26 protein-coding genes are annotated in these 26,715 nt (G+C 50.9%); 17 read left to right on the top strand and 9 right to left on the bottom strand.

Features of this window, described 5'->3' with window-relative positions; translation table 11 throughout:
- The first annotated feature begins 63 nt into the window (after positions 1 to 63).
- The gene (locus tag GCU45_RS08705; protein ID WP_105446116.1) at positions 64 to 438 is read left to right on the top strand and encodes a hypothetical protein; all 375 of its coding nucleotides are present in this window, start codon (positions 64 to 66) and stop codon (positions 436 to 438) included.
- Positions 439 to 590: 152 nt separating this feature from the next.
- Here GCU45_RS08705 and GCU45_RS08710 read toward each other — a convergent pair whose 3' ends face one another.
- Complete coding sequence (locus tag GCU45_RS08710; protein WP_036649309.1) at positions 591 to 815, bottom strand: helix-turn-helix domain-containing protein; 225 nt, start codon at positions 813 to 815, stop codon at positions 591 to 593.
- Positions 816 to 1,165: 350 nt separating this feature from the next.
- Between GCU45_RS08710 and efeO the strand changes: the two genes are divergently transcribed.
- The 6 genes from efeO (at position 1,166) to nagA (ending at position 8,224) form a co-directional block, all read left to right on the top strand.
- A complete protein-coding gene (gene efeO / locus GCU45_RS08715; RefSeq protein ID WP_208837109.1) occupies positions 1,166 to 2,068 on the top strand; it encodes an iron uptake system protein EfeO in 903 nt (300 codons plus the stop codon).
- Positions 2,069 to 2,071: 3 nt separating this feature from the next.
- Positions 2,072 to 3,367: an iron uptake transporter deferrochelatase/peroxidase subunit gene (gene efeB, locus GCU45_RS08720; RefSeq protein WP_152398652.1), complete on the top strand. Its 1,296-nt coding sequence runs from the start codon at positions 2,072 to 2,074 to the stop codon at positions 3,365 to 3,367.
- A gap of 48 nt (positions 3,368 to 3,415) precedes the next feature.
- Positions 3,416 to 5,236, top strand: coding sequence for an FTR1 family iron permease (locus GCU45_RS08725; protein ID WP_152398653.1), 1,821 nt, complete (start codon positions 3,416 to 3,418; stop codon positions 5,234 to 5,236).
- A 206-nt stretch (positions 5,237 to 5,442) separates the two neighbouring features.
- On the top strand, positions 5,443 to 6,327 hold the full coding sequence (locus GCU45_RS08730; RefSeq protein WP_152398654.1) for a MurR/RpiR family transcriptional regulator: 885 nt from the start codon (positions 5,443 to 5,445) through the stop codon (positions 6,325 to 6,327).
- The gene (gene nagB / locus GCU45_RS08735) at positions 6,324 to 7,052 is read left to right on the top strand and encodes a glucosamine-6-phosphate deaminase (RefSeq protein ID WP_089548430.1); all 729 of its coding nucleotides are present in this window, start codon (positions 6,324 to 6,326) and stop codon (positions 7,050 to 7,052) included. Before GCU45_RS08730 ends, nagB begins: the two co-directional genes overlap by 4 nt.
- A complete protein-coding gene (nagA, locus tag GCU45_RS08740; RefSeq protein WP_152398655.1) occupies positions 7,049 to 8,224 on the top strand; it encodes an N-acetylglucosamine-6-phosphate deacetylase in 1,176 nt (391 codons plus the stop codon). The genes nagB and nagA overlap by 4 nt, the downstream gene beginning before the upstream one ends.
- Before the next feature lie 65 nt (positions 8,225 to 8,289).
- Here nagA and GCU45_RS08745 read toward each other — a convergent pair whose 3' ends face one another.
- Both GCU45_RS08745 and GCU45_RS08750 read right to left on the bottom strand, forming a co-directional pair.
- Complete coding sequence (locus tag GCU45_RS08745) at positions 8,290 to 9,276, bottom strand: YhcN/YlaJ family sporulation lipoprotein (protein ID WP_167527097.1); 987 nt, start codon at positions 9,274 to 9,276, stop codon at positions 8,290 to 8,292.
- A gap of 103 nt (positions 9,277 to 9,379) precedes the next feature.
- A complete protein-coding gene (locus GCU45_RS08750; RefSeq protein ID WP_152398657.1) occupies positions 9,380 to 9,931 on the bottom strand; it encodes a hypothetical protein in 552 nt (183 codons plus the stop codon).
- A 171-nt stretch (positions 9,932 to 10,102) separates the two neighbouring features.
- On the opposite strand from GCU45_RS08750, the gene GCU45_RS08755 reads away from it, so the two are divergent.
- From GCU45_RS08755 to GCU45_RS08800, 10 genes are all read left to right on the top strand, one after another.
- The gene (locus GCU45_RS08755; RefSeq protein WP_152398658.1) at positions 10,103 to 11,023 is read left to right on the top strand and encodes an NAD-dependent epimerase/dehydratase family protein; all 921 of its coding nucleotides are present in this window, start codon (positions 10,103 to 10,105) and stop codon (positions 11,021 to 11,023) included.
- Positions 11,024 to 11,580: 557 nt separating this feature from the next.
- A complete protein-coding gene (locus tag GCU45_RS08760) occupies positions 11,581 to 12,855 on the top strand; it encodes a nucleotide sugar dehydrogenase (RefSeq protein ID WP_152398659.1) in 1,275 nt (424 codons plus the stop codon).
- 694 nt (positions 12,856 to 13,549) lie between these two features.
- Entirely contained in the window at positions 13,550 to 14,524 is a 975-nt protein-coding gene (locus tag GCU45_RS08765; protein WP_152398660.1) for an NAD-dependent epimerase/dehydratase family protein, read from the top strand.
- A 14-nt stretch (positions 14,525 to 14,538) separates the two neighbouring features.
- Positions 14,539 to 15,540 carry a glycosyltransferase family 4 protein gene (locus GCU45_RS08770; protein ID WP_167527098.1) on the top strand — a complete coding sequence of 334 codons (1,002 nt, stop codon included), beginning with the start codon at positions 14,539 to 14,541 and terminating at the stop codon, positions 15,538 to 15,540.
- Between the two features lie 3 nt (positions 15,541 to 15,543).
- On the top strand, positions 15,544 to 16,503 hold the full coding sequence (locus tag GCU45_RS08775) for a Gfo/Idh/MocA family protein (protein ID WP_152398662.1): 960 nt from the start codon (positions 15,544 to 15,546) through the stop codon (positions 16,501 to 16,503).
- Positions 16,500 to 17,210: an N-acetyltransferase gene (locus GCU45_RS08780; RefSeq protein ID WP_244364480.1), complete on the top strand. Its 711-nt coding sequence runs from the start codon at positions 16,500 to 16,502 to the stop codon at positions 17,208 to 17,210. Before GCU45_RS08775 ends, GCU45_RS08780 begins: the two co-directional genes overlap by 4 nt.
- 22 nt (positions 17,211 to 17,232) lie before the next feature.
- Entirely contained in the window at positions 17,233 to 18,351 is a 1,119-nt protein-coding gene (locus tag GCU45_RS08785) for a DegT/DnrJ/EryC1/StrS family aminotransferase (protein ID WP_152398663.1), read from the top strand.
- Between the two features lie 14 nt (positions 18,352 to 18,365).
- The gene (locus GCU45_RS08790; protein ID WP_167527099.1) at positions 18,366 to 19,076 is read left to right on the top strand and encodes a glycosyltransferase family 2 protein; all 711 of its coding nucleotides are present in this window, start codon (positions 18,366 to 18,368) and stop codon (positions 19,074 to 19,076) included.
- 283 nt (positions 19,077 to 19,359) lie between these two features.
- Entirely contained in the window at positions 19,360 to 20,751 is a 1,392-nt protein-coding gene (locus tag GCU45_RS08795; protein ID WP_167527100.1) for a glycosyltransferase family 4 protein, read from the top strand.
- Entirely contained in the window at positions 20,655 to 21,017 is a 363-nt protein-coding gene (locus GCU45_RS08800) for a hypothetical protein (protein WP_152398666.1), read from the top strand. Before GCU45_RS08795 ends, GCU45_RS08800 begins: the two co-directional genes overlap by 97 nt.
- 136 nt (positions 21,018 to 21,153) lie before the next feature.
- Here the strand turns inward: GCU45_RS08800 and GCU45_RS08805 are convergent, their stop codons facing one another.
- The 6 genes from GCU45_RS08805 to GCU45_RS08835 form a co-directional block, all read right to left on the bottom strand.
- Positions 21,154 to 22,215, bottom strand: coding sequence for a glycosyltransferase family 4 protein (locus tag GCU45_RS08805; RefSeq protein ID WP_145948637.1), 1,062 nt, complete (start codon positions 22,213 to 22,215; stop codon positions 21,154 to 21,156).
- A 27-nt stretch (positions 22,216 to 22,242) separates the two neighbouring features.
- A complete protein-coding gene (locus GCU45_RS08810; RefSeq protein ID WP_152398667.1) occupies positions 22,243 to 22,578 on the bottom strand; it encodes a hypothetical protein in 336 nt (111 codons plus the stop codon).
- Positions 22,579 to 22,882: 304 nt separating this feature from the next.
- On the bottom strand, positions 22,883 to 24,097 hold the full coding sequence (locus tag GCU45_RS08820; protein ID WP_152398668.1) for a glycosyltransferase family 4 protein: 1,215 nt from the start codon (positions 24,095 to 24,097) through the stop codon (positions 22,883 to 22,885).
- Between the two features lie 153 nt (positions 24,098 to 24,250).
- A complete protein-coding gene (locus GCU45_RS08825; protein WP_152398669.1) occupies positions 24,251 to 24,967 on the bottom strand; it encodes a glycosyltransferase in 717 nt (238 codons plus the stop codon).
- Positions 24,964 to 25,896, bottom strand: coding sequence for an NAD-dependent epimerase/dehydratase family protein (locus GCU45_RS08830; RefSeq protein WP_152398670.1), 933 nt, complete (start codon positions 25,894 to 25,896; stop codon positions 24,964 to 24,966). Before GCU45_RS08830 ends, GCU45_RS08825 begins: the two co-directional genes overlap by 4 nt.
- The gene (locus tag GCU45_RS08835) at positions 25,857 to 26,708 is read right to left on the bottom strand and encodes a dTDP-4-dehydrorhamnose reductase family protein (protein ID WP_152398671.1); all 852 of its coding nucleotides are present in this window, start codon (positions 26,706 to 26,708) and stop codon (positions 25,857 to 25,859) included. The genes GCU45_RS08830 and GCU45_RS08835 overlap by 40 nt, the downstream gene beginning before the upstream one ends.
- Positions 26,709 to 26,715 lie beyond the last annotated feature (7 nt).

Genomic DNA, 26,715 nt, shown 5'->3' on the forward strand with positions numbered 1-26,715 from the left:
GTCCGATACCGATTTGTGAAGCCGGCATAGAATATATCAATCTTAAGAAAAGGAGTGATATATTTGGCAAACAGCGATGTACGTCTTGCCCTTTGGTCCGGCATTAACTTTACGGGCCGCAGAATCTTGTTCAGACGCGGTGGAGTTGCGGTTCGCGACCTTGGAGCTTTCCGCTTCGACAATCTTCTCTCCAGCTTCCGTCTCAGAAATACGGTGCAGAGCAATCAAGTTACGCTTGTTTTGTTCTCACGGATTAATTTCCAGGGATCTTTCCGCGTGTTCCGTGGCAGCCAAAATGTAGCCAACCTGGGCAATTTCAACTTTAACAACGTCACGTCTTCTTTCATCCTCGTTGGACGCAACCTGACGAACGCCGAAATTTCCCAAATCCAAAGCACAGGCAGACCGCCGCAAGACATTCTTATCATCAGACAGTAACCATCTGCAAAGGGTGCCCGACAGGGTACCCTTTCTCATGTTACGAAATCCCCGCATAGGATGGAAAGTGAACAAAATAAAGAACCTCCCGCCATGCCTTCCCGTCAAGGAAGACATCCTGCAGAAGGCCAAGGTCGCAAGAGAGGCTTCGATCAGATTTTTAATTCCCCAAGCTTGATCAGCTCGACAACGGCCTGAGAACGGCCTTTGACGTTTAATTTCTGCATCACATTGGAAATATGGTTCCGGACCGTCTTCTCGCTGATAAATAACTGACCGGCGATATCGCGTGTCGTTTTGTCCTGAACGAGCAGTTCAAATACTTCGCGCTCACGATGAGTCAACAAAAATTTGCTCTTATGATCGTTCCCCTTCAATGGTGTCACCCCTCCTTGCTCGGGTTTGTATGGTATAACAAGGTAAAGGGATACAGTCAACTCATATTATGTAAGGCACCGGGCTTTGGTGTCGTTAAGCGTAAAAATTAGGCACCTGCCTTGTAAGGGCTTACAACCGGAAAGATTTCGTCATTTTAAAATGGCAGTTGACACATTGTCGGTAACTCATTATGATGTTGCTATCAATGAAATTGAGAATCATTATCAAATTGATCTTTCCCCGTTTCTTCTATAGGAAATAGAGGAAATTTTTCTTGTGGTTACAGAAACATTCAGCGCCGCTGAAAATGTATACATTCTATAATCTTAAAAAAGGAGATGCTTTGAACTTGAAGTTACATACGATCATTCCCGCCGGTATTATCCTCTCCTCCCTGCTCTTCGCAGGCTGCTCGGAGAAAGAAAGCGCGGATCCTGCTGCCAGCGAGACGAAGACTGAGACGTCAGCCGCTAATACCGGCACATCGGCGCAAAGCGCCGGTACCGATTCAGCTGCGGCGCAGACGACCGATTTCAGCGCAGCCGTGGAATCCTACCGCACTTTCGCGGTGGAGCAGTGCGATCAATTCGTGAAGCAAACGGAAAAATTCACCGAAGCGGTGAAAGCCGGCAAGCTCGAGGAAGCGAAGGCCCTGTACGCCCCGGCCCGTTCCTATTACGAGCGGATCGAACCGATTGCCGAGGCGCTTGGCAATCTGGATCCCGACATTGACGCCCGCGTAAACGATGTGGATGCCGCCGAATGGCGCGGATTTCACCGGATCGAGAAGGGACTGTGGGAGGATAAGACGACCAAAGGCCAGGAAGCCTTTGCCGACCGGCTTCTGCAGGACGCGCAGCTGCTGCGTGCCAAGGTGGAGACGGTCGATATTGACGCCAGCCTGATGGTAACCGGAGCGGTTGAGCTGCTGAACGAAGTGTCTTCCTCCAAGGTAACCGGCGAGGAAGAGCTGTACTCCCATACGGACTTGTACGATTTTGCGGCCAATGTGGAAGGCGCCGCCAAGATTTACGAAATCCTGAAACCCGATCTGGCCAAAAAGGACCCGGATCTAGAAAAGCAGATCGGAGAGCGATTCGATGCGCTCAAGAAAGAGCTGGACGCCTACAAGAAAGGCGACGGATACGTCAGCTACACCGAGCTGAAAGAGGACGAAGTCCGCAAGCTCAGCCAAAACCTGGATGCCCTGGCGGAGCCGCTGTCGAATATGGGCACCCTGCTTGGAGTGTAAAGCATGTCAAACCGTGAGCATGAGGAAACCAAAGATTCGTCGATTTTGAAAAAGCCGCTGTCCCGCCGCGACTTGTTGCGGCTGGCGGGCACCGGCGGCCTGGGACTGATCATCGGGGGCGCCGGTATGGGCGGCCTCTTCGCCGCGAAAGAGCGGAAGACTGCGGCAGCTGTTGCCGGCCATCCTGACACCGAAGACCGCATCCCGTTCTACGGGAAGCATCAGGCCGGCATTATCACCCCTTCGCAAAACTTCATATACTTCGCCGCTTTCGACGTGACCACGACCGATGCGCAGGAGCTGAAGAAGCTGTTTCAAGCCTGGACCGCCGCAGCGGCGGCCATGACCGAAGGCTCCATGCTCGGGGAAGAGAGCGCCAATCACAACCTGCCGCCGGTGGATACCGGAGAGTCGGCAGGTCTTTCGCCTTCCCGGCTGACCCTGACGTTCGGCGCGGGGCCGTCCCTGTTTGATTCGCGCTTCGGGCTCGCCTCCAAGCGGCCGGCGAATTTCAGCGATCTCCCGGCCTTTAACGGGGATCAGCTGGACGCCCGCTGGTGCGGCGGCGATTTGGCCGTTCAGGCCTGCGCGGACGACCTGCAGGTGGCGTTTCACGCCATCCGCAATCTGGCGCGCATTGCCCGCGGCACGGCCGTGCTCCGCTGGACCCAGGAGGGCTTCCAGCGCACCGGCAGCGCCGACCCCGCAGGCGGAACCCCGCGGAATCTGCTCGGCTTCAAGGACGGCACGGCCAATCCGGATGCGACAAGCAGCGAGCAGATGAACCGGGTCGTTTGGGCCGGGGCAGAAGGCGGCGCAGCCTGGATGGCCGGCGGCAGCTACATGGCGGTGCGCCGGATCCGGATGCGGATCGAGGTGTGGGACCGATCCTCCCTGAAGGATCAGGAGGAGACGTTCGGACGGTACCGGGCCAGCGGCGCACCGCTTGGCGGACAGCACGAGTTCGACAAGGTCGACCTGTCCGCCAAAGGGCCTGACGGATCGCCGGCTATTCCGGCCAATTCGCATATGGCGCTCGCCCGTGGAGACGGCTCCGTACAGATCCTCCGCCGGTCCTATTCTTATTCGGGGGGCATGGACGCCAAGACCGGCCAGCTGGATGCCGGACTGCTCTTTATCTGCTTCCAGCGCGACCTGCAGAAGCAGTTCATCCCCCTGCAGCAGAAGCTTGCGAAGAGCGACCGGCTGAACGAATATATTCAGCATGTCGGGAGCGCGGTGTTCGCCTGCTTCCCCGGCGCCTCTTCGGGAGGCTATATCGGAGAGACGCTGCTCTAGCCCGTAGATATCAAACTCTAGCAGAATTGACATAAAGGAGACTTCACCATGCTGCGAAGCAACCTTACGCCTCGTACCGGACGATGGAACCGCCCGCTGATCGGCGTCCTGCTGACCCTTGCGATGCTCCTCATGAGCATCTTGGCCCCGCACGCCGAAGCGGAAGGGAATTCCGCCCTGGACTCCCTTCTGCCTTCTGTAGGCAGCGCCCTGGTTGAAGCGGGCCAGCAGGAATGGACCAAAGCGAGCGAGGATCTGAACCAATTCAAACAACTCTGGGAGCCGGTCAAAGCCGGGGACACGGATCGTGCCGGCTTGACCGCGGCCGTCGACGCTGCGCTTCAAGACGCGCAGAGCAAGCTTGCAAGCGGCGGACCGGAGGCAAAAACCGCGCTGTCCGCACTGGCCAAGGCGGTCAACGCATACGTCACCGCAGCCGAGAGCCCAGGCGGATCTACTGGCGCGGCCATAAGCGGCGTGGAATCGGCCAAGAAGCTGCTGCCTCTGGCGCAGGACAGCTTGAAGGCCATGCAGGCGGGGGACTGGGGCGCGGCCAAGCGAAGCTATCAGTCAATCGTGGATGCCTGGCCGACGGCAGAAACGCCGATCCGCAGCGATAACTTTACGGTCTACGGACAGCTTGAAACCGGAATCAGCCTCGTGCGGATCGCCCTCCAGGCTGAGCCGGTACGCGAAGAGCAGGCCGTGCAGGAAATGCAGAAGCTTGTTACGCTGATGACCGGTTATACCGAAGGAAAAATCGCTGCCGCTGATTCCGGTAGTGACGGAAATTACCGGCTATCCGACGTGCTGGGCATCCTCGAAACCGCACGCCAGGATGCGCTGGCCGGCCGCAGCAGCGAAGCGGCGGACCAGATGACGAAGTTCATTTCCATCTGGCCGGCGGTCGAGGGCGAGGTGCGGGTATCCGCGCCGGACCTTTATAAGGATATTGAAAATAAAATGTCGGCCGTTTCCGGCTACCTGCTCTCCAGTCCTCCCAAACTGGATGAAGCCGTAAAGGTCATGGACGCGATGAAGTCCTCCCTCACCCCGCTTGCGGTCGATCACAAATATACCGCTTGGGATGCCGCACTGATTCTGCTCCGTGAAGGCTTGGAGGCTATTCTCGTGCTGTCCGCCCTGCTGTCTTATTTGAAGCGAAGCGGAAATACGCGCGGCCAGAAATGGATTTGGGGCGGAGCCGGGTCAGGCCTCGTCCTCAGCCTCCTGCTCGCAGTCGTGCTCACCTTCTCCATCTCCAAAGCGGCTTCAGGCAGCGCCCGCGAGCTGATCGAAGGCATCACCGGTCTGGTGGCCGTGGTGATGATGCTGACCGTCGGGCAATGGCTGCACAGCAAGTCAAACACGGCCGCCTGGAACAAATACGTGGGCAGCCAGATGGATCAGGCGCTGGCCCGAGGAAGCCTGTGGTCTCTTTTCGTGCTGGCCGGTCTAGCCGTCCTGCGTGAAGGCGCGGAAACGACCATTTTCTATGCCGGGATGGCCTCCTCCATTGACATGGGGCAGCTGATCCTTGGAATCGCCGGCGCCTTTGCCGTTCTGGCCGTGCTCGCTTACGCGATTATCGTGCTCAGCGCCCGCCTGCCTCTGCGCGGCTTTTTCCTGGCGGCGACGGTGCTGATCTACTACCTGGTTTTCCGTTTCCTCGGCGACAGCATCCATTCGCTCCAGGTCTCGGGTCGCATTCCCGCCCATTCGGAAACCTGGCTGCCGTCCGTATCCTGGCTTGGCATGTATCCGACCTGGGAAACGTTCATTCCGCAGATGGTCGTGCTTGCTTTCGTGCTATGGCAGCTGATTCGCGTGGAACTGCGGAATACGCAGCGATCCAAGGCACGCGCATAAATCTCTTATAAAAACCGGACTCTAAGAAGTCCGGTTTTTTGCGTTTTCCCTTTTACAGAAATTTAACATTCCCGCCCCTTGTAAACGTAAGACAAATGGCCTATGATGGGGATGAAACAAAAATTATTTTCTCATATATCGAATCAATCATTAAAATTATTTTCATGATCTGCAGCATCAATCGTTTTATCCAAGGAGGCTTGCGATTGGCACCTATATTACACGCCTTGGCGCAGGAACAGGAACGCCTGTCCCAGCAGGAGCGCCGGATCGCCGATTTTATCCTCTCCTCCCCTTCCGAAGTCGTTCACATGGGGATCAAGGAGCTGGCCGAGCAGTGCGGAACCAGTCCCGCCACCGTGACCCGGTTCTGCAAAGCGTTCCATCTCAAGGGCTACCCGGATCTAAAGGTGAAGCTGTCCGCCGAAATCGCCCATACCGAAATGCAGGAGCGGAGCGGCATGTCTTCCTATCAGGATATCGTGGCCAACAATCCGTTATCCCAAATCGTAGAGGCCATGGAAGCGAATCATCTGGCCTCCATCCGCGACACGACGTCCCTGCTCGACATGGAGCGTCTGGCCCAGGCGATCCGCCTGCTCTGCGCCGCCGATCGGATCGACTTGTACGGGGTAGCCACCTCGTCGATCGTCGCCCAAGATTTCTACCAGAAGCTGATCCGGATCGGTAAGAACTGTACCGCCTTCGCTGATTCACATATGCAGATTACTTCCGCCTCGACGCTGTCGGGCCGGGATGTGGCGGTCGCCATCTCCTATTCTGGGGAAACGCTCGAAACGATCGATGCGCTGGCCTGCGCCAAAGACAGCGGGGCAGCGACCATTTCGCTGACGTCATACAGCAGCAATACCCTGGCTGCCATGGCCGATATTCCTTTGTTTGCCTCTTCCCTGGAAAAAGGAATGCGCCGGGGAGACATGGCTTCGCGCATCGCCCAGCTCCATCTCGTCGACATCCTGTTTATGGGGATGAACAGCGAGCAGTTCGGACAGTATGTTCCCAAGCTGGAGCAGTCCTACCATAACGTACAGAATTACCGAAAATCCAGAGGAGGTCATTTTCAAGCATGAACATTTATACGTTTAAAAACGAAGCTGATTTTAACGCCACCGGGGCCAGCCTGATCGCCAGCCTGCTGCATACCAAACCGAGAGCGGTACTCGGCCTGGCTACAGGCAGCACCCCGGTAGGAATTTATGGACGGCTTATCGAAATGTACCAGCAGGGCCTGGTCAGCTTTGCGAAAGCATCCAGCTATAATCTGGACGAGTACGTCGGCCTGCCTGAGGGCCATTCGGAGAGCTACCGTACCTTTATGAACGAGAAGCTGTTCAACCATATCGATATTCAGCTCGAAAATACGCATGTTCCAAACGGCAACGCCGCCGATCTGGAGGAAGAATGCGTCAAGTACGACGCCATGCTCGAGCAGAACGGTCCGGTGGACCTGCAAATTCTCGGCATCGGCCACAACGGGCATATCGGGTTCAACGAGCCCGATGACAGCCTGGACGGCGGAACGCACGTGGCTGAGCTTCAGGAAAAAACCCGCACGGCGAACGCACGCTTCTTCCCATCGCTGGACGATGTGCCTAAGCACGCGATTACCATGGGGGTCGGCAGCATTCTAAAGGCCAAGCAGATTCTGCTGCTCGTTCGTGGCGAAGACAAGGCTGAGATCGTGAAGCGCGCGCTGAAAGGACCGATTACGACGCAGTGCCCGGCATCGCTGCTGCAATGCCATCCGAACGTCGTGGTGCTGCTGGATCAAGGTGCAGGGAGGTTGTTAGGATGAGTGAAGAAAACGTACAGCTCTTGTACGGCAAGGTCGTAACGCGGACAGGGGTATTGGAAGAAGGAGCCGTCGCCATCCAGGACGGCAAGATCGTCTATGCGGGGCTTGCCCGCGATCTGCCGCAGCGCTGGACGGACTCGGCCGCAAGTCAATACAAATCGGACGGATACATCGTTCCCGGCTTTATTGATGTCCACGTGCATGGAGGCAACGGCCAGGACTTTATGGATTCAAACAAGGAAGTGCTGGATACCATTACCGCCTTCCACTGCTCACAGGGAACCACCTCGATTCTTCCGACGACCATGACCGCGCCAAAGGCGGCGATCGACCGCGTCCTCAAGGAGGTTCACGAGTATACGCAGCATGACATGCCTTACGCAACCGTGGAGGGCGTTCATTTGGAAGGGCCTTTTATCAGCCCGAAATGGCCGGGAGCGCAAAATCCGGAGCATATCGTCCTGCCGAATGTAGAATGGCTGGAAGAATGGGAAGCTGCGTATCCGGGTCTCGTTCGCCAGGTGACGCTGGCGCCTGAGCGCGAAGGCGCGCTGAACGCGATCGCCTGGATGACCGAGCACGGTATCAACGCCGCGCTGGGCCATACGGATGCGACGTACGATGAGGTGGAAGCGGCCGTGGAAGCTGGTCTGCGCCAAGGCGTGCATACCTTTAACGCAATGACGCCGCTGCACCACCGCAAACCCGGAACCGCAGGGGCGGTGCTGAGCGATCCGCGCATCCACGCGGAAATCATCGCCGACGGCATCCATGTGCACCCGGCCTGCATCTCCATCCTGGCCCGGTTGAAGCAGGATAACAATCTGCTCCTGATTACGGACGCCATGTCGGCAGCCGGACTCGGGGACGGGGAATACATGATCGGCGACCTTCCGGTTGAGGTGCATGACGGAATCGCTACCTTGAAGGGTCAGCGGGACAGTCTTGCCGGAAGTACCTTGACGATGATTAAAGGCTTCCGCTACCTCATCAACAACGTGGGCCTGTCGATCGAAGAGGCGTCCCTCGCCGCCAGCTTCAACCCGGCCAAACGGCTGCGGATCGAAGACCGCACCGGCACGATCGAAATCGGCAAGCAGGCAGACGTTTTGCTGCTGGATAATCAGCTGGATATTCAAGGCGTTTGGGTTAAAGGACGTAAGGCATTTTAAAAAACGGATTATGTATAAGGGGCTGTCCATAACAAGCTTATGGCAGCCCCTTTTTGTCGGCAATTTTACCGATTGGTCGTATCAAAATGGTGAACAGGGGCATTGTAATTGGTAGTACGGTTGCCATTCCCGGCATTCATTGGGAAGATTCGCTCCACCATCGTCGACAGGTCGGACATGAGCCCTTTGATCGGATGGCCCCCTTGTGTCTGCGCCGCAAAGTTGGACAATCCTTGGACAAAGCCCGGATTTGCAGATACATAGACATTTTTGATTGTGTTATCGGTGCTCTTGATCGTATTGGCAATCCGGTCTTTGATGTCGGACGTGATCGTGTCATTGCGGTAATCGCTGTATCCGCCTGCACCCATGCCTCTGTACGTGCCGACTCCGTTATCCGTCGTGCCTGCCGTACCGTAGGTCGTCATATTGTAGCCATTGTTCCCCGTAATGCTGGCCCCTTTGGACGAATAGTTGCGGATGTTGTGTTGTGCTGCAGCGGCATTTGGAGCGGTACCGCGTACGCCGTTACGAACCGTTCCCGATTTCGAACGGTTGTTAAAGCTGCTTCCATTGGCCGTTCCGGCATTGTTAAAGCTGCTTCCGTTCATCATGTTGTGGGTACCGCCGAAGCTTTTTGCTCCCATGTTACCGCCCGTGTTTCCGCCGGTATTGCTTGCGGTATCCCGCAGGGACACGGCAACGTAGGCGGTATCGCCGGCCACGAGAACGTTGGCGGATTTAACTTCCTTCATGGCCGCCACTTTATCGGACAGCTTTTGCGACAATTGGGCATTCGTCAAGTTATGGGTGGTCGCTGCGTTGCCGTTATTCGTGCTGTTTGTATTGTATGTGTAGCCTTTCGGACTGATCAAGCCGTTTTCCCGTAGGGAATTCACGCCGATTCGGCCCGTTCTGCCGTTGCCGTCAATGACGTTTTTGGTGCGGATGTTCGTATTTGCAGGCTCCTTCGTCGTACAACCGGCAACGCCGGCCATGCTCACGAGCAGGGCTGCTGATACCGAAAGACTAATCGCTTTGGATCGTAGCATGAGTTCATCCTCCATCTCTAATAGGTGTATTAATAACACCATTTAGGATGACCACCCGCATGATCCGGTATGCTGAAAGGTTTTGGCATGGCGGGAGCCGGTGCTACTGCAGCTGCTCAAGTTCCAAATATGCATCCTTGGATACCAAATAAGCTAAAGGATCGCCGCTGCGCAGGATCCATACCTGTTCGGGGCGATCCGACTCGACCGCGATGAGGTAAACTTCCGGTTCCTTTTTTAATCCGCTTAAAGTAACCGTAATGGTACCAACGATCACTTCATGGCTTAAAGTCGAAGCGCGGCGGGTACCCCCGTCTTTCCCCAACTCGCGGAGCTTTTGAAGCCTGGATTCCGCTTGACTTACAGGGAGTTCGCTTCCATTAAGCAGCCATCCGCTCCCTAACATGCTCTCTTCCGTCGCAGCCGGTTCTCGCTGTAAAATCCAGGATTGATTTCTCCCTTCCCACTCCACACTCCGTACCTCTTTATCTTTCCATTTGAATATCCCTGTCGACTCCTGGATCTGCTCTCCATTTGCAGCCATTGTTTCCCGGGCCGGATCCGGAGGGTTCGCTTCACGATCCGCTATGAGTGTTGCGACAATAACGACCAAAAGCAGGCACCCAGCCGCTCCTAACCACTTCTTAACGTGCATGGCTCATCCCCCATTTGCTTGAAGGCATTCGGTTTTACCCTTCCTTGCCTTCATTTTACCCATCCCGCCCGAGATCTTTGCATCAGCCGCGGAAATGATTGGATCGCCTAATACCGAACGTTTCTCCTCCACATACGATAGATCATGACCTAACACACAGGAGGTAGATGCATGAATACGGTTGTCGTGACAGGCGGCGCGGGATTTATCGGTTCGCATCTTGTCCGTCGTCTTGCGTCTCTTGGTTCGCAGGTGCATGTGATTGATAATCTGTCCACGGGCCGAGCCGAAAAAGTCCCCCCCGAGGCGGTTCTTCATACGCTTGATATTCGAAGCCCGGATGCCTATAAGATGATTGTTTCCATTCAGCCGGATGCCGTTGTCCATCTGGCTGCGCAGGCGGATGTGCAGCAATCGATACGGGTTCCTTTCCTGGATATGGACATTAACATTGGGGGCACGCTTAACATACTGAACGCCTGCAGGGAAGCAAAGGTCCGCAAGGTCATTTTTGCTTCCACATCAGGTGTATACGGTAACCTGCAGAAGGACATCATGACAGAAAACGACCCAACGCATCCGATCTCCTTCTATGGCCTTTCCAAGCTGGCCGGCGAGCAGTACATTCGTTTATACACGTCCTTATTCGGATTGTCCCATGCTATTCTCCGCTTCGCCAACGTGTACGGACCGGGTCAGACCGCGAAGGGAGAAGGCGGCGTCGTGGCCATCTTTATGGACCGGATCCACCATGACCGGCAGCTGATTGTCAACGGCGACGGAAATCAGACGCGGGACTTTATTTATGTCAAGGATGTTGTCGAAGCTCTGATCGCGGCAAGCAGCCATCCTGAGGATTTGACGCTGCATGTCAGCACCGGAAAAGCGGCTACGGTTAACGATTTGGTGTCGTTCCTCCGCAAGTTTCATTCCCGGGAAATGAATGTGCAGCACGGCCCCGACAAGCCAGGAGACATCCGCCACAGCTGCTTATCGAATCAAGCGATTCAGCGAAAGCTGCTTTGGAAACCCGTCTATTCGCTGGAACAGGGGCTTCAAGAGACGTATCGAAATTTCGCTGATAACTTGTAGCGGAATTTACGAGCTGAATAAATGGACAAACGAGCGGGGAGAACGGTTCGTTCTCATCTGGTCCTTGGTCCAGGGAAAAGTATCCGGAACTAGTACTCTTAAAACTAAACTCTTCCGCTGATCCCCTTTCAAATACATCCGTCCCTTAGGGCGGATGTTTTACTTATCTGATCTATTTATAACTAAGTCCCTCGTAAAATGACCAAGAGCGGGTTCAGGGCACATGTCTACATAGCCGTATCGATCTAGCATTACATATGTTTAAATTTATAGCCATTCAAGACGTCTACCTACTCGTTAGCATGTCTCTCCCTCCCAGAAAATTCGGACCTGAACGGACAGGCCGAGCGGTTAGATCCGGATTTCGCTGCCCTTGTCGCATTATGAACGCCTTCAACGTTAGTTCAACCCCGTCCTTAAACGAAAATCATTTGTCCCGGAATCTATGAAAATTCGTGATACTCCACTATTTTTGCTAATTTGGACAATCAACTAACGCAGTTTTAGTTATTCCGCGTACTATGCTAGGAGATCGATCAAAGGGAGTTGGAAGAATAATGGAGGATATTCCAAAGTATAAAATCGGCGTAATCGGGCTGGGATATGTCGGATTACCATTGGCCCGGTTATTTCTTGAGAAAGGACACATTGTATATGGGATCGATGTAGATGAACGAAAGATTAATATGTTGCACAAACGACAACCCTATCTTTCGGATTATGAGAAAGGCGACATCCGGGAACTGTTCAGTAAAAATCGATTCCATATCGGCAGTTCGTTTGATGTGATCGAGAAAGTTGATGTTATCATTATTTGCGTTCCAACACCGCTTGGCGATGACGATCAGCCTGATTTGAAGTATATCATCGGGGCACTGCAAAGCTCGCTTCCGTATCTCCGGAGAGGCCAGCTCGTCGTGCTCGAAAGCTCCACTTTCCCAGGAACAAGCGAGGAGCGAATTAAACCTATTCTGGAGTCAACCGGATTTCTGGTAGGAAGAGATATTTCACTCGCTTATTCGCCAGAGCGAATCGACCCCGGATCAAAATGGGAGTTGGAGAAAATCCCTAAGGTTGTAGGGGGCGTCACCCCATCATGTACAACTTTTGCCAAACAAGTGTATGGAGCGGTATTTGATCAAATCGTTGTGGTATCCTCACCAAGGGTTGCTGAAATGACAAAAATTTTGGAGAACTGTCAGCGTTACGTAAACATCTCGTTTATGAACAGTTTACTGAGATTGTGCGAGAAACTGGACATTAGCCTTTGGGAGGCCATTGAGGCTGCCGGAACAAAACCATATGGTTTTACGAAGTATTACCCTGGTCCAGGGGTGGGTGGACACTGCATTCCCGTCGATCCCCTGTATTTATTATGGAAGGCAAGAGAACACGACAACGATTTGCCCTTCATTGAGCTTAGCCATCAGGTAAACAAGGATATGCCTGGATATATTGTAGAACGGGTTACAAAGGCTCTGCTTCCAAAAGAGCTTCCTGGGAGTCATATCCTTGTTATCGGCGTCACGTATAAAAAAGATGTGAATGATATCCGAGAGTCGGTTGCCATTCATATCATAGAGCAGCTTATAGCATCTGGAGCCCAAGTAGAATATTTTGATCCTTATGTCGATGAACTGAAAGTCGGAGAAACCAGACTTCATTCGATTGAGCTCACAGCCCGAAACATGAAACACTTCGATTGCACGCTCATTTTAACGGATCATTCCAATATCCCTTATGAGACCTTAGTGGCGCACACCCCTATCGTAGTTGACACACGTAACGCCACTAGAAATATAACGGATCGCAAAAATATCATTCTACTCTAAGAAAGGGAGTTTTCCTCAGCCTACAGACGGCCTTAACGGGTCCAGCGCCCCCTAAATCCCACGTTCTAAGTTAAGAAAGATAATTACAGAAAAAGACCCACTCCCTTCCTCTTCAGATTACCTATCTCACAGTTGTACATTGTAAATTCCGATCCCGTCAATGTTCTGCCATAGACTTGAGTGCATCCTCGCTGTCAACGAATGTACTGCAATAGCCCATCTTGGAAGAGAGTATAACCCCCTATCCATTCTTCTGAGATCTAGAAGATAACCCAGTCTCGTTTCATAACGCAGCTTTTCTTCTCTCACTCTTCTAGACATCAAGATACTCTACCATTTATTGGGAATTTAGATTATTGACCAGTACTTTCTTACACGGGTGACCGTAAGATATGTCAAAGTTTAACACAAAAGGAGATGACAACGTGAAAAAGGATCGCCATCATTGGCGTTGGATATCCCGGTATCCTGGTCCTGTTGTTTCTTGAGCACTAACGGAGTTGTGTCAGCTGTGACAAACCACAAAAACATGATATCAACCTTCCGTTCATTCAACAAAGCAGTAACAAATTATGCCAAACGAACCATAGGCCTCGATAGTCTAGCATTCACCTTGTTATGAGGCGGCCTGTCCAGACCTTCGCAATTCATTCAGCTCTAAAGGAAGGGATCTTGATTACAAGGGGTGTACCTTATGGATATTTTAGTTACAGGCGGCGCAGGATTCATTGGATCCAACCTGGTGAAGAAATTGCTGTCCATGAATCACAGGGTGTGGTCACTTGATAATCTGTCTACCGGCTCTCTTACATTCCTTAACGAGGTTTTGCATCACCCGAATCATCGCTTTATTGAGGGTACCGTCTTGAACCGTGATCTCATGAAAACACTGATCCAACAAACAGATGTTGTTTTTCACTTATCCGCAGTACTTGGCGTTAAGAACACGGTGGAAAATCCGCTGAAAGTTATAGAAGGCAACATAGACGGTACAAGAAACGTACTGGAGCTCGCTTATGAAATGGGGAGAAAGGTTATCTTTGCCTCAACCTCTGAAGTATACGGCAAGAATCGTGATCTGCCGTTTCGTGAAGATTCGGATCGTGTTTATGGATCAACGTCCATTCATCGGTGGTGTTATGCGACTGCTAAATCGTTAGATGAACACATGTGCTTAGGCTATTCTCAGAAAGGCCTCCCGGTTACGATTCTGCGTTATTTTAATGCCTATGGCCCCGGTCAAACGAATTCCCAATATGGCATGGTCGTACCACGTTTTATTATGGCTGCCTTGGAAGGCCGGCCACTAGAGGTTTATGGAGATGGGTCACAATCCCGATGCTTTACGTTTATTGACGATACGGTGCAGGGGACAGTGCAGGCATTAAGCTCTAAGGCCGATGGCCTCATTTTCAATATTGGTTCTGAACAATCGATTACGATCAAGCAGTTAGCCGAGCTCGTGATTCGGATGACCGGGTCCACGTCGGAGATTTTGATTAAGCCTTATGATGAGGCATATGGACCCGGGTATGAGGATATGCCAGCGCGCAAACCGGATTTAACTCGATCCAAAGGGATACTGGGATATGATCCGCAAGTCGGTATTGATCTCGGGTTAGAACGCACGATCGAATGGTACCGGCAGGAGCTTGGGATACACCGATGAAGGAGGGACGCATCATGTTTCATTTCAAGTTTGTTATGGATAATTTCCACGCCTCAGCCATGTCGGGGCCATTCACAGAAGCCAATATGAGAGCCAAATGGCTTCCTTATTATTGTCCGCCTGATATACAGATCGGATTTGCCCCAAATCCGGGACAATTTCCGATCTACCCGAATAACGCCTTGATTGTCGGTAAACAGGATATTGGCTGGTGGAACCATTATGTACAAAACTATACCGAGGATTTTCAGGTTTATAAGGGAAGATACTGGAGCACAGGCCCTAATTTCGACCAGCACCGGCCAGTAGAACGCTATGTTCCGCTGGTCGTGTATTCGGAATTTCAGAAGCAATATATGAAGGATTTAAATTACCCTGAGCATCTCATTCATATCATTCCCAACATGGTTGACAGTGAGATTTTTTACCCCAGGCCAAAAGGTAACGAGATTATAGTTGGCTGGATCGGTCACGATTTGAATGGCTTGCTGAAAGGACCGGAAGTAATGCCATTCCTCGCACGCCGGTTCCCGCATATCCGGTTCGAGATGATTATGGCTCCCCCACCAACGAATCAAGAGGGCTGGTTAAATGATCATCCTCCGAATTTATTAATTCGAACGAATGTGCCTCATGACCAAATGGCAGACATCATTAGCCGCTGGCACGTTCTCGTATGCGGAAGTAAAAGCGAAACCTTCTCCAATCAGATTGCGGAGGCTATGTCTTGTGGTGTACCGGTTATTGCAGCCGCAATGGGCGCCATCTATCATACCGCACCTAGTCAGCGCTTGATTTTCGACGTCAATTGGGGCTCGCCTCCATATTGGTGGCTGCCTGAGGCGCTGGAGAAATACGCCACCGCTCTTCACGAAGTTATTTCCAGCGCGGCCTACCGTGATAGCCTCTCGATAAAGGCTATAAATGATAGTAAACGATTTTCACCCCAAGAAGTATGCAAGAAGTGGTATGACTTTATCTATTTATGCCGTGAAATCGTAGAAAGAGGAGAATAAACCATGAGGGTAGGTGTCATTGGTGCAGGAGTCATGGGTGAAAATCACGTTCGAGTATATACTGCGTTGCCAAATGACTGCGAACTGATCGGGATATATGACGCTGATCAAAAGCGGGCACAGCACATCTCCGCTAAGTACCAGACAATGGCCTTCAAAAGTTTGGATGAGCTTCTTGGGCAGGTCGACGCGGTGTCGATTGCAGTTCCCACTTTTCATCATTACCAAGTCGGCCTGGCATGTATAGCCAAAGGTGTTCACATGCTGATGGAAAAACCGCTCGCTCAAAATATGAAGGAAGGTACGGATTTAATTAAGCGAGCTGCTGAGGCCGGCGTGAAGCTGCAAGTCGGGCATATCGAACTGTATAATCCCGTCATTCGGGTATTGCGTCAAATCATTGAGCAGGAAGAGGTCGTTGCGGTAGACGTTCACCGCATGAGTCCATTCGAAGCCAGATGGCAAAACGTCAATGTTGTCGATGATCTGATGATTCACGATATTTACATTATGAACCATCTGTTTAAGACAAGAACCGAGGCAACCCAGGCTGTCGGATATGTCGATCATGGCATCATTCGCCATGCGGCGGCGCTCCTTCGAATGGACAATGGGATCATCGCACAGGTAACGGCGAGTTATATTACAGAGGAGAAGATTCGAACCATTCGAATTGTGACCAAAACTGCTTTCATTCAAGCCGACTTATTGGATAAACAGGTGCTTATTACCCGATCGACTCGCTTTTATCAAACCTCGTTAAACATGAATTACGCCCAACAAAATATCGTTGAAAAAATTGCCGTTCCCATACAGGAGCCCTTATGGCTGCAGCTGCTTGATTTTATTACATGCATCAAAAAAGGGACGCAGCCCAACGTACCCGGTGAAGGTGGACTTCTGGTCATGGAAATCACAGGGGAAATCACGAAGAAGATTTTACAAGCGGAGGAATCCAGATGAGTGAGCGAAACGATGATTCGACGAACGTGATTTCGACGAACGCGACGATCGGCAATGATGTCGTACTCGGCCATCATATCGTTATTGAATCGGGAGTCACGATTGGAGACCGGGTCCGGATTGGCCATAACTCCGTCATCCTTCAAAACACAGTCATTGGAGATGACGTATCTATCGGAAACGGCAGCTTCCTAGGTTGTCAACCCTTCAAAAACTCCAAAGTCATTCACCAGATCACAGATCAAACAGGGCTGGTCATCGGCAGAGGATCAAGCATAGGCAACGGAACCGTTATTTATGCAGGCAGTCACCTAGGGGAAGACGTCATGGTCGGCGACTTGGCCAGTATCAGGGAACAAACGAACATTGGCCATTCTACAGTAGTAGGGCGCAATGCGAAAGTGGAATGCCGGACAGAAATCGGAAATCAATGTGTCATCCAGACCGGGGCGTATATTACCGCGGACATGATCATCGAAGACAACGTTTTTATTGGTCCGGAAGTTTCTACTTCGAATGATAAGTACATGGAGCCTACAAAGGTCCCTCTGAAAGGGCCACATATTAAGAAAGGAGCTAGAATCGGCAATAATGCGACGCTGCTGCCAGGTATCGTTATCGGAGAAAATGCGGTTATCGGTGCAGGGGCAGTCGTAACGAAGGACGTTACGGACGGAAAGACTGTCAAAGGCGTCGCGGCTAAGTGACTTGGAAGGAGAGTCTCTACCCATGCAACCCATTCCTTTATTTGACCCACAATCCGAATATCGGGTCTTACAAAATGAGCATATTCTTGATGCATTGTCCGAGGTTCTGGATAAAGGTATTTTTGTCGCAGGACCTGAGGTGAAACGGTTTGAAGCGGAGATGGCGCTGCTTACTGGAACGAAACATGCCGTATCGACGGCCAATGGAACGGACTCTCTCATCCTCACCTTATTGGCAAACGGGATCGGACCTGGAGACGAAGTGATTACTTCCCCCTTTACATTCTTTGCGACAGCCGAAGCTATTGTACGCGTAGGAGCAACGCCTGTTTTTGCCGACATCGATGAGCGAACGTATAACCTTTCCCCAGCACACGCGGAAGCAAAGATAACGGTGCGTACCAAAGCGATCATCCCCGTCCACCTATTCGGGCAGCCAGCAGATATGGACGCCTTTGCCGAACTGGCACATCGGTATTCTCTGATTATTATTGAAGATGCATGTCAGGCTATAGGTGCAGAATATAAAGGCAAACAGGTAGGCAGCTTAGGCCATGCGGCTTGCCTCTCCTTTTATCCCACTAAAAATCTAGGCGGCTTCGGAGACGGAGGCATGGTTACGAGTAATGATGACGAAATAGCTGATCGTATCCGGGTACTCGCTTTCCACGGGATGGGAAAGCTGAAATATTATCACGAGGCCGTGGGACTTAACAGCCGGCTGGATGAGATTCAGGCCTTGATGCTGAGAATCAAAATGCAAAAATTAAGCGAATGGACGAAACGCCGCCAGGAACTGGCACAGCGCTACACGAATCAACTCGTGCAGTTGAACGACGTGATTCTACCATACTGCGATTCAGCTTGCAGCCATGTCTATCATTTATACGTCATACAGGTTCCGGATCCAGACAAATTATTACTCCACATGGATCAGCATGGAATTACTACTGCCCGCTATTATCCATGTCCGCTTCATTTACAGCAAGCATTCTCCTCTTTAGGGTATAAAGTCGGTGACTTCCCTGTTTCTGAAAAGGCAGCCGAGCATGCGCTCGCACTTCCCGTGCATCCCTTTCTTACCGATGATCAGCAGCAGTATATCATTGATACGCTTGTGGCTTTCAGCCACGTTAAATAAAGGAGGTCAATTACGTGAAATTCCAAAGAATTCCTAACCTGGCCAGTATTGTAGTAGGTGCGTATAATGCTTCTCGACATATCGAGGAAACACTGGATAGCCTGATTCATCAAACCTACCCTTTTATTGAAATTGTTGTCGTCAATGACGGTTCTACAGATAATACAGACCTAATCATTCAACAATGGGTGCAGAAGCATAGAAATCATCCCGTAATAAGAGAAAACAGATTTGTCTATCATCCGCTGCCTTATAATATCGGCTTTTCCGGTGCGTTTACCACAGGCTATTTTTTAGCAAGAGGTGAGTTTATTGCCACAATGGCGGCCGATGACCTCTCGCACCCGGAGCGGATCGCAAAACAGGTCGCATTTTTACAGGCAAATACAAACTTCTGTCTTTGTGGATCAGGAATAGCCTGCTTCGTAGATGGAAACTTTGAGCAGCAGTTTGTCACCGACTTCGTAAAGTATGGTTATGAGAATATTGCCGGCATTTACTTGTCAGGCGGTCATTGTGTATGCCATGGCGCGCTGATGATGCGCGGCTCCTTGTTCGATCTGCTTGGCGGGTTGGAGCGTTATCCGGCAGGAACGGAGACAACGACCGAGGATGTATATTTTATTACAAGATATGTGCTTAGGGGTTATTCGGTTGAGAACCTGCCTGAAATATTGTACTACTATCGGATTTATCCGGAGCAGCGGTCGCAGCAAGGATTCTGATCGTATTTGCAATGGGGAGGACTTCCTCAAACAGACCATTATAGAAATAGGATCCGGGCGTCTGAAATACAGGCGTCCGGATCATTTTATTTTTACATAATTATTATCTCCGTGTCTGTCATGGGTGCTGGAGATTGGTGGCCGCTTCTTTAAATGATGCAGGCGTACCTCCCGATGAAAACGTAAATTTGCTGCGGGGCAAATGGGTATATGTACGTGAGCAATGGTATGAACAGCTCATATGATATGGGGACGACAGATTAGTCAATCGGGAGATGAACAGATGAGAATATTAATCGCCTGCAGTTGGGCGCTGCCTAATGCCGGTGGCGTGAACACATATGTCAATCAACTGACCAAAGCATTACAACGCGCGGGGCATACCACTGATATCTTCTCCCCGACGCCAGACGGTCTGGGATTTCGGATCTCCAATAAAGACTTGTATATAGAAAGAGGAAGGCTGCAATCCTTGATCGCCGACCAGACACACCAGTATATGGATCAGCATTTACCAGGAATTCATCCATGGATTAAGCAATCCGAGATCGATCGATACTGCTTGGAAGCCGCTATCATGTATTTCGGTTTGGCCGAATACGATCTGATTCACGCGCAGGACATCGTGAGCGCCCATGCAATGTCACGTGTTAAACCGCCACATACCCCCTTAGTAACGACAATTCACGGATGTCTCGCCAAGGAAGTGTTTGTTGAATGGACGGAAATGGGATTGCCCGAGCAGGATCAAAGCTCTCCCCTATGGCGCTATTGCTCCTTGCGCGAATATCTGGGTGCAACCGTTAGCGATGTAACCATTACTCCATCACAATGGCTCAAAGATATATTGGTTCAAGAATTTTCTGTTCCCGAACACCATGTTGTGGTTAGCCCCTACGGTATAGATGTGGATGAATTTCAACAAAACATGATGCGTGTAGCCACCATACCGAAACCTACCGCAAAAAAAGTGTTTATGTGTCCTGCACGCTTCGATGCTGTAAAAGGGCACATCTATCTGCTTCATGCTCTATCTAAGCTGAAGGAAGAACGCACAGACTGGGTTTGCTGGCTAGTTGGTGACGGATCACTCCGCGATAAATTAAAGCGAGCCGTACAAGAGCTTGGTCTCACGGACCACGTCACCTTTTTGGGGAAGCGTGATGATATCCCGGAATTGTTACACCAAGCAGACCTCATTGTCCTCCCGAGCATCCAGGACAACCAGCCTTTCGCCATTATTGAAGCCCAAGTTGCTGGTAAACCGATTATCACTTCTAATGCCGGTGGCATTCCTGAAATGATAAAAAGTGCGTCAAATGGATTTGTATTTCGGAGTGGAGATAGCGATCAGTTATATAATTTACTGCGATCTGCTTTAGAGAACCCCGCAATGTTCCTTTCCGTCGCAAATCAAGCCAGAGAACAAGGAGAAATATACTGGTCTTTACCTGCATTGACCTCCCGCCTACATGAGTTGTATGAACTCGCACGCAGCAAGCATCTCGATCAAGGTAACGAAATTGCTCCAGATCATGATCTGCAACATCAAAACACATCAGAAGGAGGAGATGGAAAATGGAGCAGTCAAAGAAGAAGGCGCCTATTACTCAGAAGAAAAAGAAAAGTACGCTTCCTGAAAAGAAGAAGACTGCTAAGAAAAAAACAGCCATGAAGCGAATCCGCCAAAAAAAACTTTATCAAAGACTGAAGCGCAAAAAATGGAGGTACATGCTAAGGAGCTTATCTATTAAAAACAAGAAAAAAAACAAGACAAAAGATGATCCACCGCTCACACTCGCTTCCATATTTTCATTACCGGAACTCCCTCCTTTTGAAGAAGAAATATGGAATCCAATTCTTAGATCACTTCAAGCTAATTCTATAGATTATAAAATTCCTGATATGAGCATCATCCAGCCACTTAGCGGGGTGAATTAGCAGCGATGCCAGGGAATCAACCTTATCGAAACCAGCGCAGCATAACAAAATAAGGGCTTACCGTTACAACGGCAAGCCCTTATTTATTTGTGCTTATACATGATTTAAATCATCAAGTCGATGGCCGTTTTAAATTCTAGATGTTGTTCAACATATCCATGAAACTTACGCTATACCTATACGGAGTAAATTCTGTCTTAACTAAGTGCTGTGCAGCATCCCTAATGCTCTCCCTCAGTTCAACATCTTGCATGAGGTTCAATCCCTCACTGACAGCCTGGTGAACATTTCCCAGATTATAGTTCTTTCCTGTAACATTATGCTTGATGGTGATCGTTACTCCATCGGAATTGGATGCTAAAATAGGGCATCTGCAGCTCATCGCTTCCAATACCGATAGTGGCCCACCCTCCACTTTCGAAGTTGAGCACATAAATCCGCCCGAATCTCCAATCGAAGAATAATAGTACTGCATTTCGTGATTCGGAATATTAGCGTGCATGGTTAGCCGGGAGCCCAACTGCAAGTCGTCCACAACTTTTAAAAACTGCTGGCGTTGATCGGGGTCACCAAGATTGGGATCCTCAAACATCCACAGCTGCAAATCGGGCACAAAATGCGTTAGTTGATGGCCGATATACAAAAATTCCCGCCAGTTTTTATTATCGTCTATCCTTCCCAGCCAGGCGATGACCGGGTTGGAAAGCTTAGTCGTTTGGCGATAGGTAAACGTCTCCGAATTAATACTGTTAGGAATGATATAGCAGGGGATATGCGGAAACAGTTCCTGGAATAAAGCAGTGATATGCGGTGTGCTGGGGTTCATTAAGGCGGATGCGTAAGCATTCACATAGGGAACGGCCTCGGTCAGCTTGCTTCGGGCTACCTCTTGTGGCCCGTAACCCTGAATTTCAAGCACCAGCTTGCCGGTATACCCAAGTTGGCGGAAACGCGGGAAGCTCTCATGATCTGTCGTAACTACGATCACGTCATAACCGCCCGCATCCAGTATTTGTTTGATTTCCGCGTCATCATTTGTAATATAGATCGGAAAATCCGCCCTGTTCTGCATGCCCGCCCCCCAGAAATAATACAAACAGGAAGCCTCGATTCCATAATTCCTCAGTTCATGGCAGCGTAAACGATTGATCGTATCCATCCCGCCGCTCGGCACGTAAAATACAAATAAGACCTTCATTGACTCCTCCTCCCGTCCTGCAGCCATTTAGTTTTCTCTCATCGTGTCCTCCTGTGTGTACTCAGCAATCAACACGCCCTGATTCTTTATCTTGAAAACAACACCCGTATGCGCCAGGTTATTAATGTTGGTAACAAGTACTAGCTCAAACGGTGAATAGTTAGTCATAATATCGTGAACACCAACCCACTCATCCGCCCCCGTATGGATCAGGCCGATATAAAATAGTCCCTCAATGCCATACCCGTGGATCAGCATTTCAAAGGGAACTTCCCCGGAATTGTTTATCTCCAAATCAACAGATTGAATACAGCGGCTGTTTATGGGCCCGTCGGCATTCGACACCAGTCGCAATATGGACATATTTATTCCCCCTGTGATTTATTTGGACTTTTTTGCCATATGAGGTACCACCCTAGGGACGGTACGTGGGATAGATTATCGCTCTCCTATATCAAAGGGGCGGTCTAATTGCAGAACAGGGATATCCGGCAGCTTGTAATCCTTCGGGAGATTCGCAAAAATCTGATTCCAGACCAAATAATCCACCTTTACTTCCAAATGGGAAGACTGGACCGTGAAAATACGGTTATATAAATCACCTATGACCTTAAAAGGTTCTTCAGACATAAGCCTCTCAATCCTTTCCTGGGCTCTTGATTCAAGCCTAGCCAATAACCTGACGATACAGTTCCAACAGCCGCCCAACCATCCGATCCAAGGACCAGTGCTCCTCTCCCCAGGCGGAAGCATTGCGGCCGAGTTGTTTGCGTAACCTCTCATCCTCCAGAAGCTGATGCAAATGCTGCGTCAAGGATACCGGATCTTTTATCGGCGAAACAAGACCCGTCCGGCCATGTTCAACCATCTCCGGCAGGCCACCGGCATTCGATACGCACGCAGGGAGCCCGGCAATCTGTGCTTCCATGACCGAGAACGGCTGATTGTCCTGGATGCAGGAGTGCACGAATATATCCGACTGCATGAGAAGAGCTGGGATGTCATGGCGTTCACCTAGGAACAAAACGTCGTTGCTCAAGGCCAACCCGTCAACTTGCCGCTGCAGCTCTTCCATCTTCTCCCCGTTCCCGACGATCCAGCATACCCAATCCTGCCGAATATATTTCAGCATGCCAAGCGCCGATATAAGCACATCGATTCCTTTGACAAAAGACAATCGGGCCGGGAAGATGATCACCTTTTTATCCACAGGGCGCTGCATGTTGGTTCCAGCCTGGGCCTTCCTCCAAAAATCGAGGGTATCCAAACCGTACTGGAATACGCAAACTCTGTTCTCAGGGACCCCGAAATCACGTATCAGTTCGTTTTTCTGCCAATGGGTTGACGTAATCGTAACGGCACCGGAGGTAGCCCCATAGTACTCGATAGACTTAAGATACTTCCATGCAGGCGATCCCTCTGTGATGCCAAGGTGAGGATTCAATCGAAAATGATTGTGGAGCTCCCCGGAAACCGAGCCGTGTACCTGCGCTACCAGGGGCACGTGAGCCGGCTTCACGCGGCTGATCGCTCTAGCCGCAAAAATATCTTGGGTGTGTATAATATCATATTGATCAAGACCGAAGTATGCGGCGGAAAGTTCCAAATGATATCGGTCCTCTTCGTAGAAATAAATGATCCGATCAGCATGCAGCTGAGGTGCATATTCCTGTGCCAGCTTGGCGGACAGAAACGGGCGAATTCGTTCCTTGGGGAGCTCCCGGCCGCGGTTTACGATGTGGAATTTAGCATAATCCGGGCTGTTTCCAAGAAGATCCACCTGATGTCCCATCGCTTCTAGCCTCTGTTGGAGTTGTGTCATATACTTCCATACTCCGCCAACATGGGGAATCAGCCAGTAGGTTGCCAGTAAAATCTTCATCTCTTCTCCTTCCCATGAGTCCGGTGGGATACTGGATTCACCGATCTCACTTCTGTGCCGTCAGCTTATATCAAATTGATGAAAGAAAGCACCAAAACCAAGGGTTCCGGTGCTTTCAGTGAATCTGGCGAAGATCACCGGGCAGACTGCCTATTATTCCATCATGGCTGAGATTCGGCCAATCGCGTAACTGACCTTCTGCCAAGTGACCGCACTCTCCCGTTGAATGACTTCCTGATGCCGCAGGGTTCCCATCGCCTCATGCCAGCGGTAGCCGACCAGCGCTTCGTTTAAGTAATGAAACGAAAAGCCGGCTTGAATCGCCCTGCCCCACATCTCCAGGTCATGCGTGTATGGAAGGGACTCATCGAACAGCCCGATGTAACAAAACAATTCCTTTCTCATCATGACCGTGCACCCGTTAACTGGGTTGGCATGGCTCAGAAAGTACCGGTAGAAATCAATCAACCGTTCATATGATACGCCCGCATGGTACTTCACAACTTGACTGTTCTTGTCGATATTATTGAAATTGGTATGGGAGATCCACGCATTCCTCTCCAGCATGAATAACACCTGGTTATTGATTTTGTCCCTGTAAAACAAATCGTCTGAGCTCAGCCACGCGATATATTCTCCCGACGCATGGCGGATTCCGTGATTGAGTGCGCTGGCAGTGCCTCCGTTAGCTTTTCCCAGATAATGAATGTAGGGCCTGTAAGGTGCCAATCGTTCGGCATGCTGCGTCGATCCGTCATCGACCACAATGATCTCTATAGGGCTGTAGGACTGCGACAAGGCGCTTTCAACCGCCTGCTCCACATATGGATCGTTGTAAAAAGGAATGACAATCGTGACCAAAGGTTTCATCTGGAATCGCCTCCACAGGTACGAAAGTATTCGAGAACATCGGTAAGGGATGTGCGGAGAGGAATGGAAGGTTCCCAGTCCAGTCCCTTCATCCTGGGGGCCGTATTCTTTGGACTTTCCTGGCTGGAGTTCTCTCCCTCGCCCCACTCGATAGGGAATGGCTTCTCAAAAATGTCCATATAAAGATCTGTAATTTCGCCGAGTGTATATTCTTTTCCTGACCGGACGGAGTAGATCTCTCCGGGGAGTCCTTGCTCCAGCAAAATCTTATAAGCTATAACCGCATCACGGACGTCTAAAAAGTCTCTGCGTATAATGCGTGAGGGAATATGGAAAGCTTCATCCGCTTCCCCCCGTTCCCAGGCTGAAATATGCTGCCCCAGCAAACTGCAAAAGCCTCTCGACGGACCCGGGCCTATAAGATTAGATGGCTCTGCCAGCATGATAGCCTGGCCGAACAGCTCTTTCCATGATAGGGCCGCTGCCTTCTGCAAACTTTTGCTCAGGCCGTAGGGATGAGGCGGCCTAAACGGTGGATACAGAGGAAATACCAGCATTGAACCGGTGATCAATATCCGACAGAAAGGATATGGACGGAGGGCATTCAGGAGATAGAGCGTTGGGAGCACGTTGGTTTCCATATAGAGCACCGGTTCCGCCCAAGACTCGGGCACCGAGTTTTTGCCGGCCAGATGCAGGACATAATCCGGAGCAATGGCCCCGACAAGTTCTTCAATACCCTTCTTGTCAAGGAGATCGCATGTATAATATTGGACGCCCTCAACCTTATCGTCTTCACGGATATGGCGAACCATCGCGGCAACCTGAATACCCTGCCCTGCAAAATACCGGCAGGCATGGCTGCCGGTAAACCCCGAAGCTCCGGTGATTAGAATGATGCGCTGTAGGGAGTCGTTTCCTGCATCCATTGCTTCAACTCCTTCAGCATATCTCGATAAGGCGGAACCTCGTAAGTCCAGTCGCCTCGAGTCGAAACCAGCGTCCGGTCCTGAACGGGGGTATGACCCGCAACCACGGTCACATCCTCCAGGTTCCAAATCTCTTGGAACAAGAGAAGAAGATCGTGCTTGCTGATCGGTTCCGGATGAGCCAGATGAATCAGCCCAGATAATGATGGCATAAATAATGCAGTATCGATCGCTTTTGCCAGTTCCAGCGTGGTTACCCCGTTCCAGAACACGTTGCAGTACCCTGTCACGGTTCCCCGCTGGTGCATGAACCAGTGCATCAGCCCGATTCCGTGTGAGCGGATCTCCGGGCCGATGATGGAGGTACGGATCGTCAAATGTCCCGGGGCTTGAACTTCCCCCAGCGCTTTGGTCAATGCGTAGACGCTCGTTCCATCGGGTACGTCGTTCTCCCGGTAACCTCCGCGCGTTCCTTCGAACACGCAGTCGGTGCTGATATGAATCAATCTGGCCCCGACCGAATCCGCCGCCCGGCGGAGACGATGCGGCAGAAAGCCGTTGATATGGTAGGCATTGATTTTGTCCTCTTCCGCAAAATGGTTGAGTACGCCGATGGCATTGATGATGCAATCGGGTCTCACGATCTCGACCAATTTATCCACTGTCCCGATATCGGAAGCATCCATGATTAGTCCACCGCTGTTGCAGGGATTCCGGGTCGTGTAGAAGACCTGATGCTTGCTTTGCAGCTTGAAATAATCGACCAGCATATGGCCTGCCATCCCGCTTGCTCCCAGGATCAACAGCTTCATTATAAGA

Source organism: Paenibacillus cellulositrophicus (genome assembly GCF_009363095.1).
Taxonomy (GTDB): domain Bacteria; phylum Bacillota; class Bacilli; order Paenibacillales; family Paenibacillaceae; genus Paenibacillus_AQ; species Paenibacillus_AQ favisporus.

What these genes read in the sequence shown, in the direction of transcription:
- nagB (WP_089548430.1), top strand. Translation starts at nt 6,324, where the DNA reads ATGAACATTTATACGTTTAAAAACGAAGCTGATTTTAACGCCACCGGG.
- GCU45_RS08760 (WP_152398659.1), top strand. Translation starts at nt 11,581, where the DNA reads ATGGAGGATATTCCAAAGTATAAAATCGGCGTAATCGGGCTGGGATAT.
- GCU45_RS08830 (WP_152398670.1), bottom strand. Translation starts at nt 25,896, where the DNA reads ATGGATGCAGGAAACGACTCCCTACAGCGCATCATTCTAATCACCGGA.
- GCU45_RS08800 (WP_152398666.1), top strand. Translation starts at nt 20,655, where the DNA reads ATGGAGCAGTCAAAGAAGAAGGCGCCTATTACTCAGAAGAAAAAGAAA.
- GCU45_RS08725 (WP_152398653.1), top strand. Translation starts at nt 3,416, where the DNA reads ATGCTGCGAAGCAACCTTACGCCTCGTACCGGACGATGGAACCGCCCG.
- GCU45_RS08795 (WP_167527100.1), top strand. Translation starts at nt 19,360, where the DNA reads ATGAGAATATTAATCGCCTGCAGTTGGGCGCTGCCTAATGCCGGTGGC.
- GCU45_RS08835 (WP_152398671.1), bottom strand. Translation starts at nt 26,708, where the DNA reads ATGAAGCTGTTGATCCTGGGAGCAAGCGGGATGGCAGGCCATATGCTG.
- GCU45_RS08775 (WP_152398662.1), top strand. Translation starts at nt 15,544, where the DNA reads ATGAGGGTAGGTGTCATTGGTGCAGGAGTCATGGGTGAAAATCACGTT.
- GCU45_RS08820 (WP_152398668.1), bottom strand. Translation starts at nt 24,097, where the DNA reads ATGAAGATTTTACTGGCAACCTACTGGCTGATTCCCCATGTTGGCGGA.
- GCU45_RS08750 (WP_152398657.1), bottom strand. Translation starts at nt 9,931, where the DNA reads ATGCACGTTAAGAAGTGGTTAGGAGCGGCTGGGTGCCTGCTTTTGGTC.
- nagA (WP_152398655.1), top strand. Translation starts at nt 7,049, where the DNA reads ATGAGTGAAGAAAACGTACAGCTCTTGTACGGCAAGGTCGTAACGCGG.
- GCU45_RS08770 (WP_167527098.1), top strand. Translation starts at nt 14,539, where the DNA reads ATGTTTCATTTCAAGTTTGTTATGGATAATTTCCACGCCTCAGCCATG.
- GCU45_RS08785 (WP_152398663.1), top strand. Translation starts at nt 17,233, where the DNA reads ATGCAACCCATTCCTTTATTTGACCCACAATCCGAATATCGGGTCTTA.
- GCU45_RS08780 (WP_244364480.1), top strand. Translation starts at nt 16,500, where the DNA reads ATGAGTGAGCGAAACGATGATTCGACGAACGTGATTTCGACGAACGCG.
- GCU45_RS08805 (WP_145948637.1), bottom strand. Translation starts at nt 22,215, where the DNA reads ATGAAGGTCTTATTTGTATTTTACGTGCCGAGCGGCGGGATGGATACG.
- efeB (WP_152398652.1), top strand. Translation starts at nt 2,072, where the DNA reads ATGTCAAACCGTGAGCATGAGGAAACCAAAGATTCGTCGATTTTGAAA.
- GCU45_RS08765 (WP_152398660.1), top strand. Translation starts at nt 13,550, where the DNA reads ATGGATATTTTAGTTACAGGCGGCGCAGGATTCATTGGATCCAACCTG.
- GCU45_RS08810 (WP_152398667.1), bottom strand. Translation starts at nt 22,578, where the DNA reads ATGTCCATATTGCGACTGGTGTCGAATGCCGACGGGCCCATAAACAGC.
- GCU45_RS08745 (WP_167527097.1), bottom strand. Translation starts at nt 9,276, where the DNA reads ATGCTACGATCCAAAGCGATTAGTCTTTCGGTATCAGCAGCCCTGCTC.
- GCU45_RS08825 (WP_152398669.1), bottom strand. Translation starts at nt 24,967, where the DNA reads ATGAAACCTTTGGTCACGATTGTCATTCCTTTTTACAACGATCCATAT.
- GCU45_RS08755 (WP_152398658.1), top strand. Translation starts at nt 10,103, where the DNA reads ATGAATACGGTTGTCGTGACAGGCGGCGCGGGATTTATCGGTTCGCAT.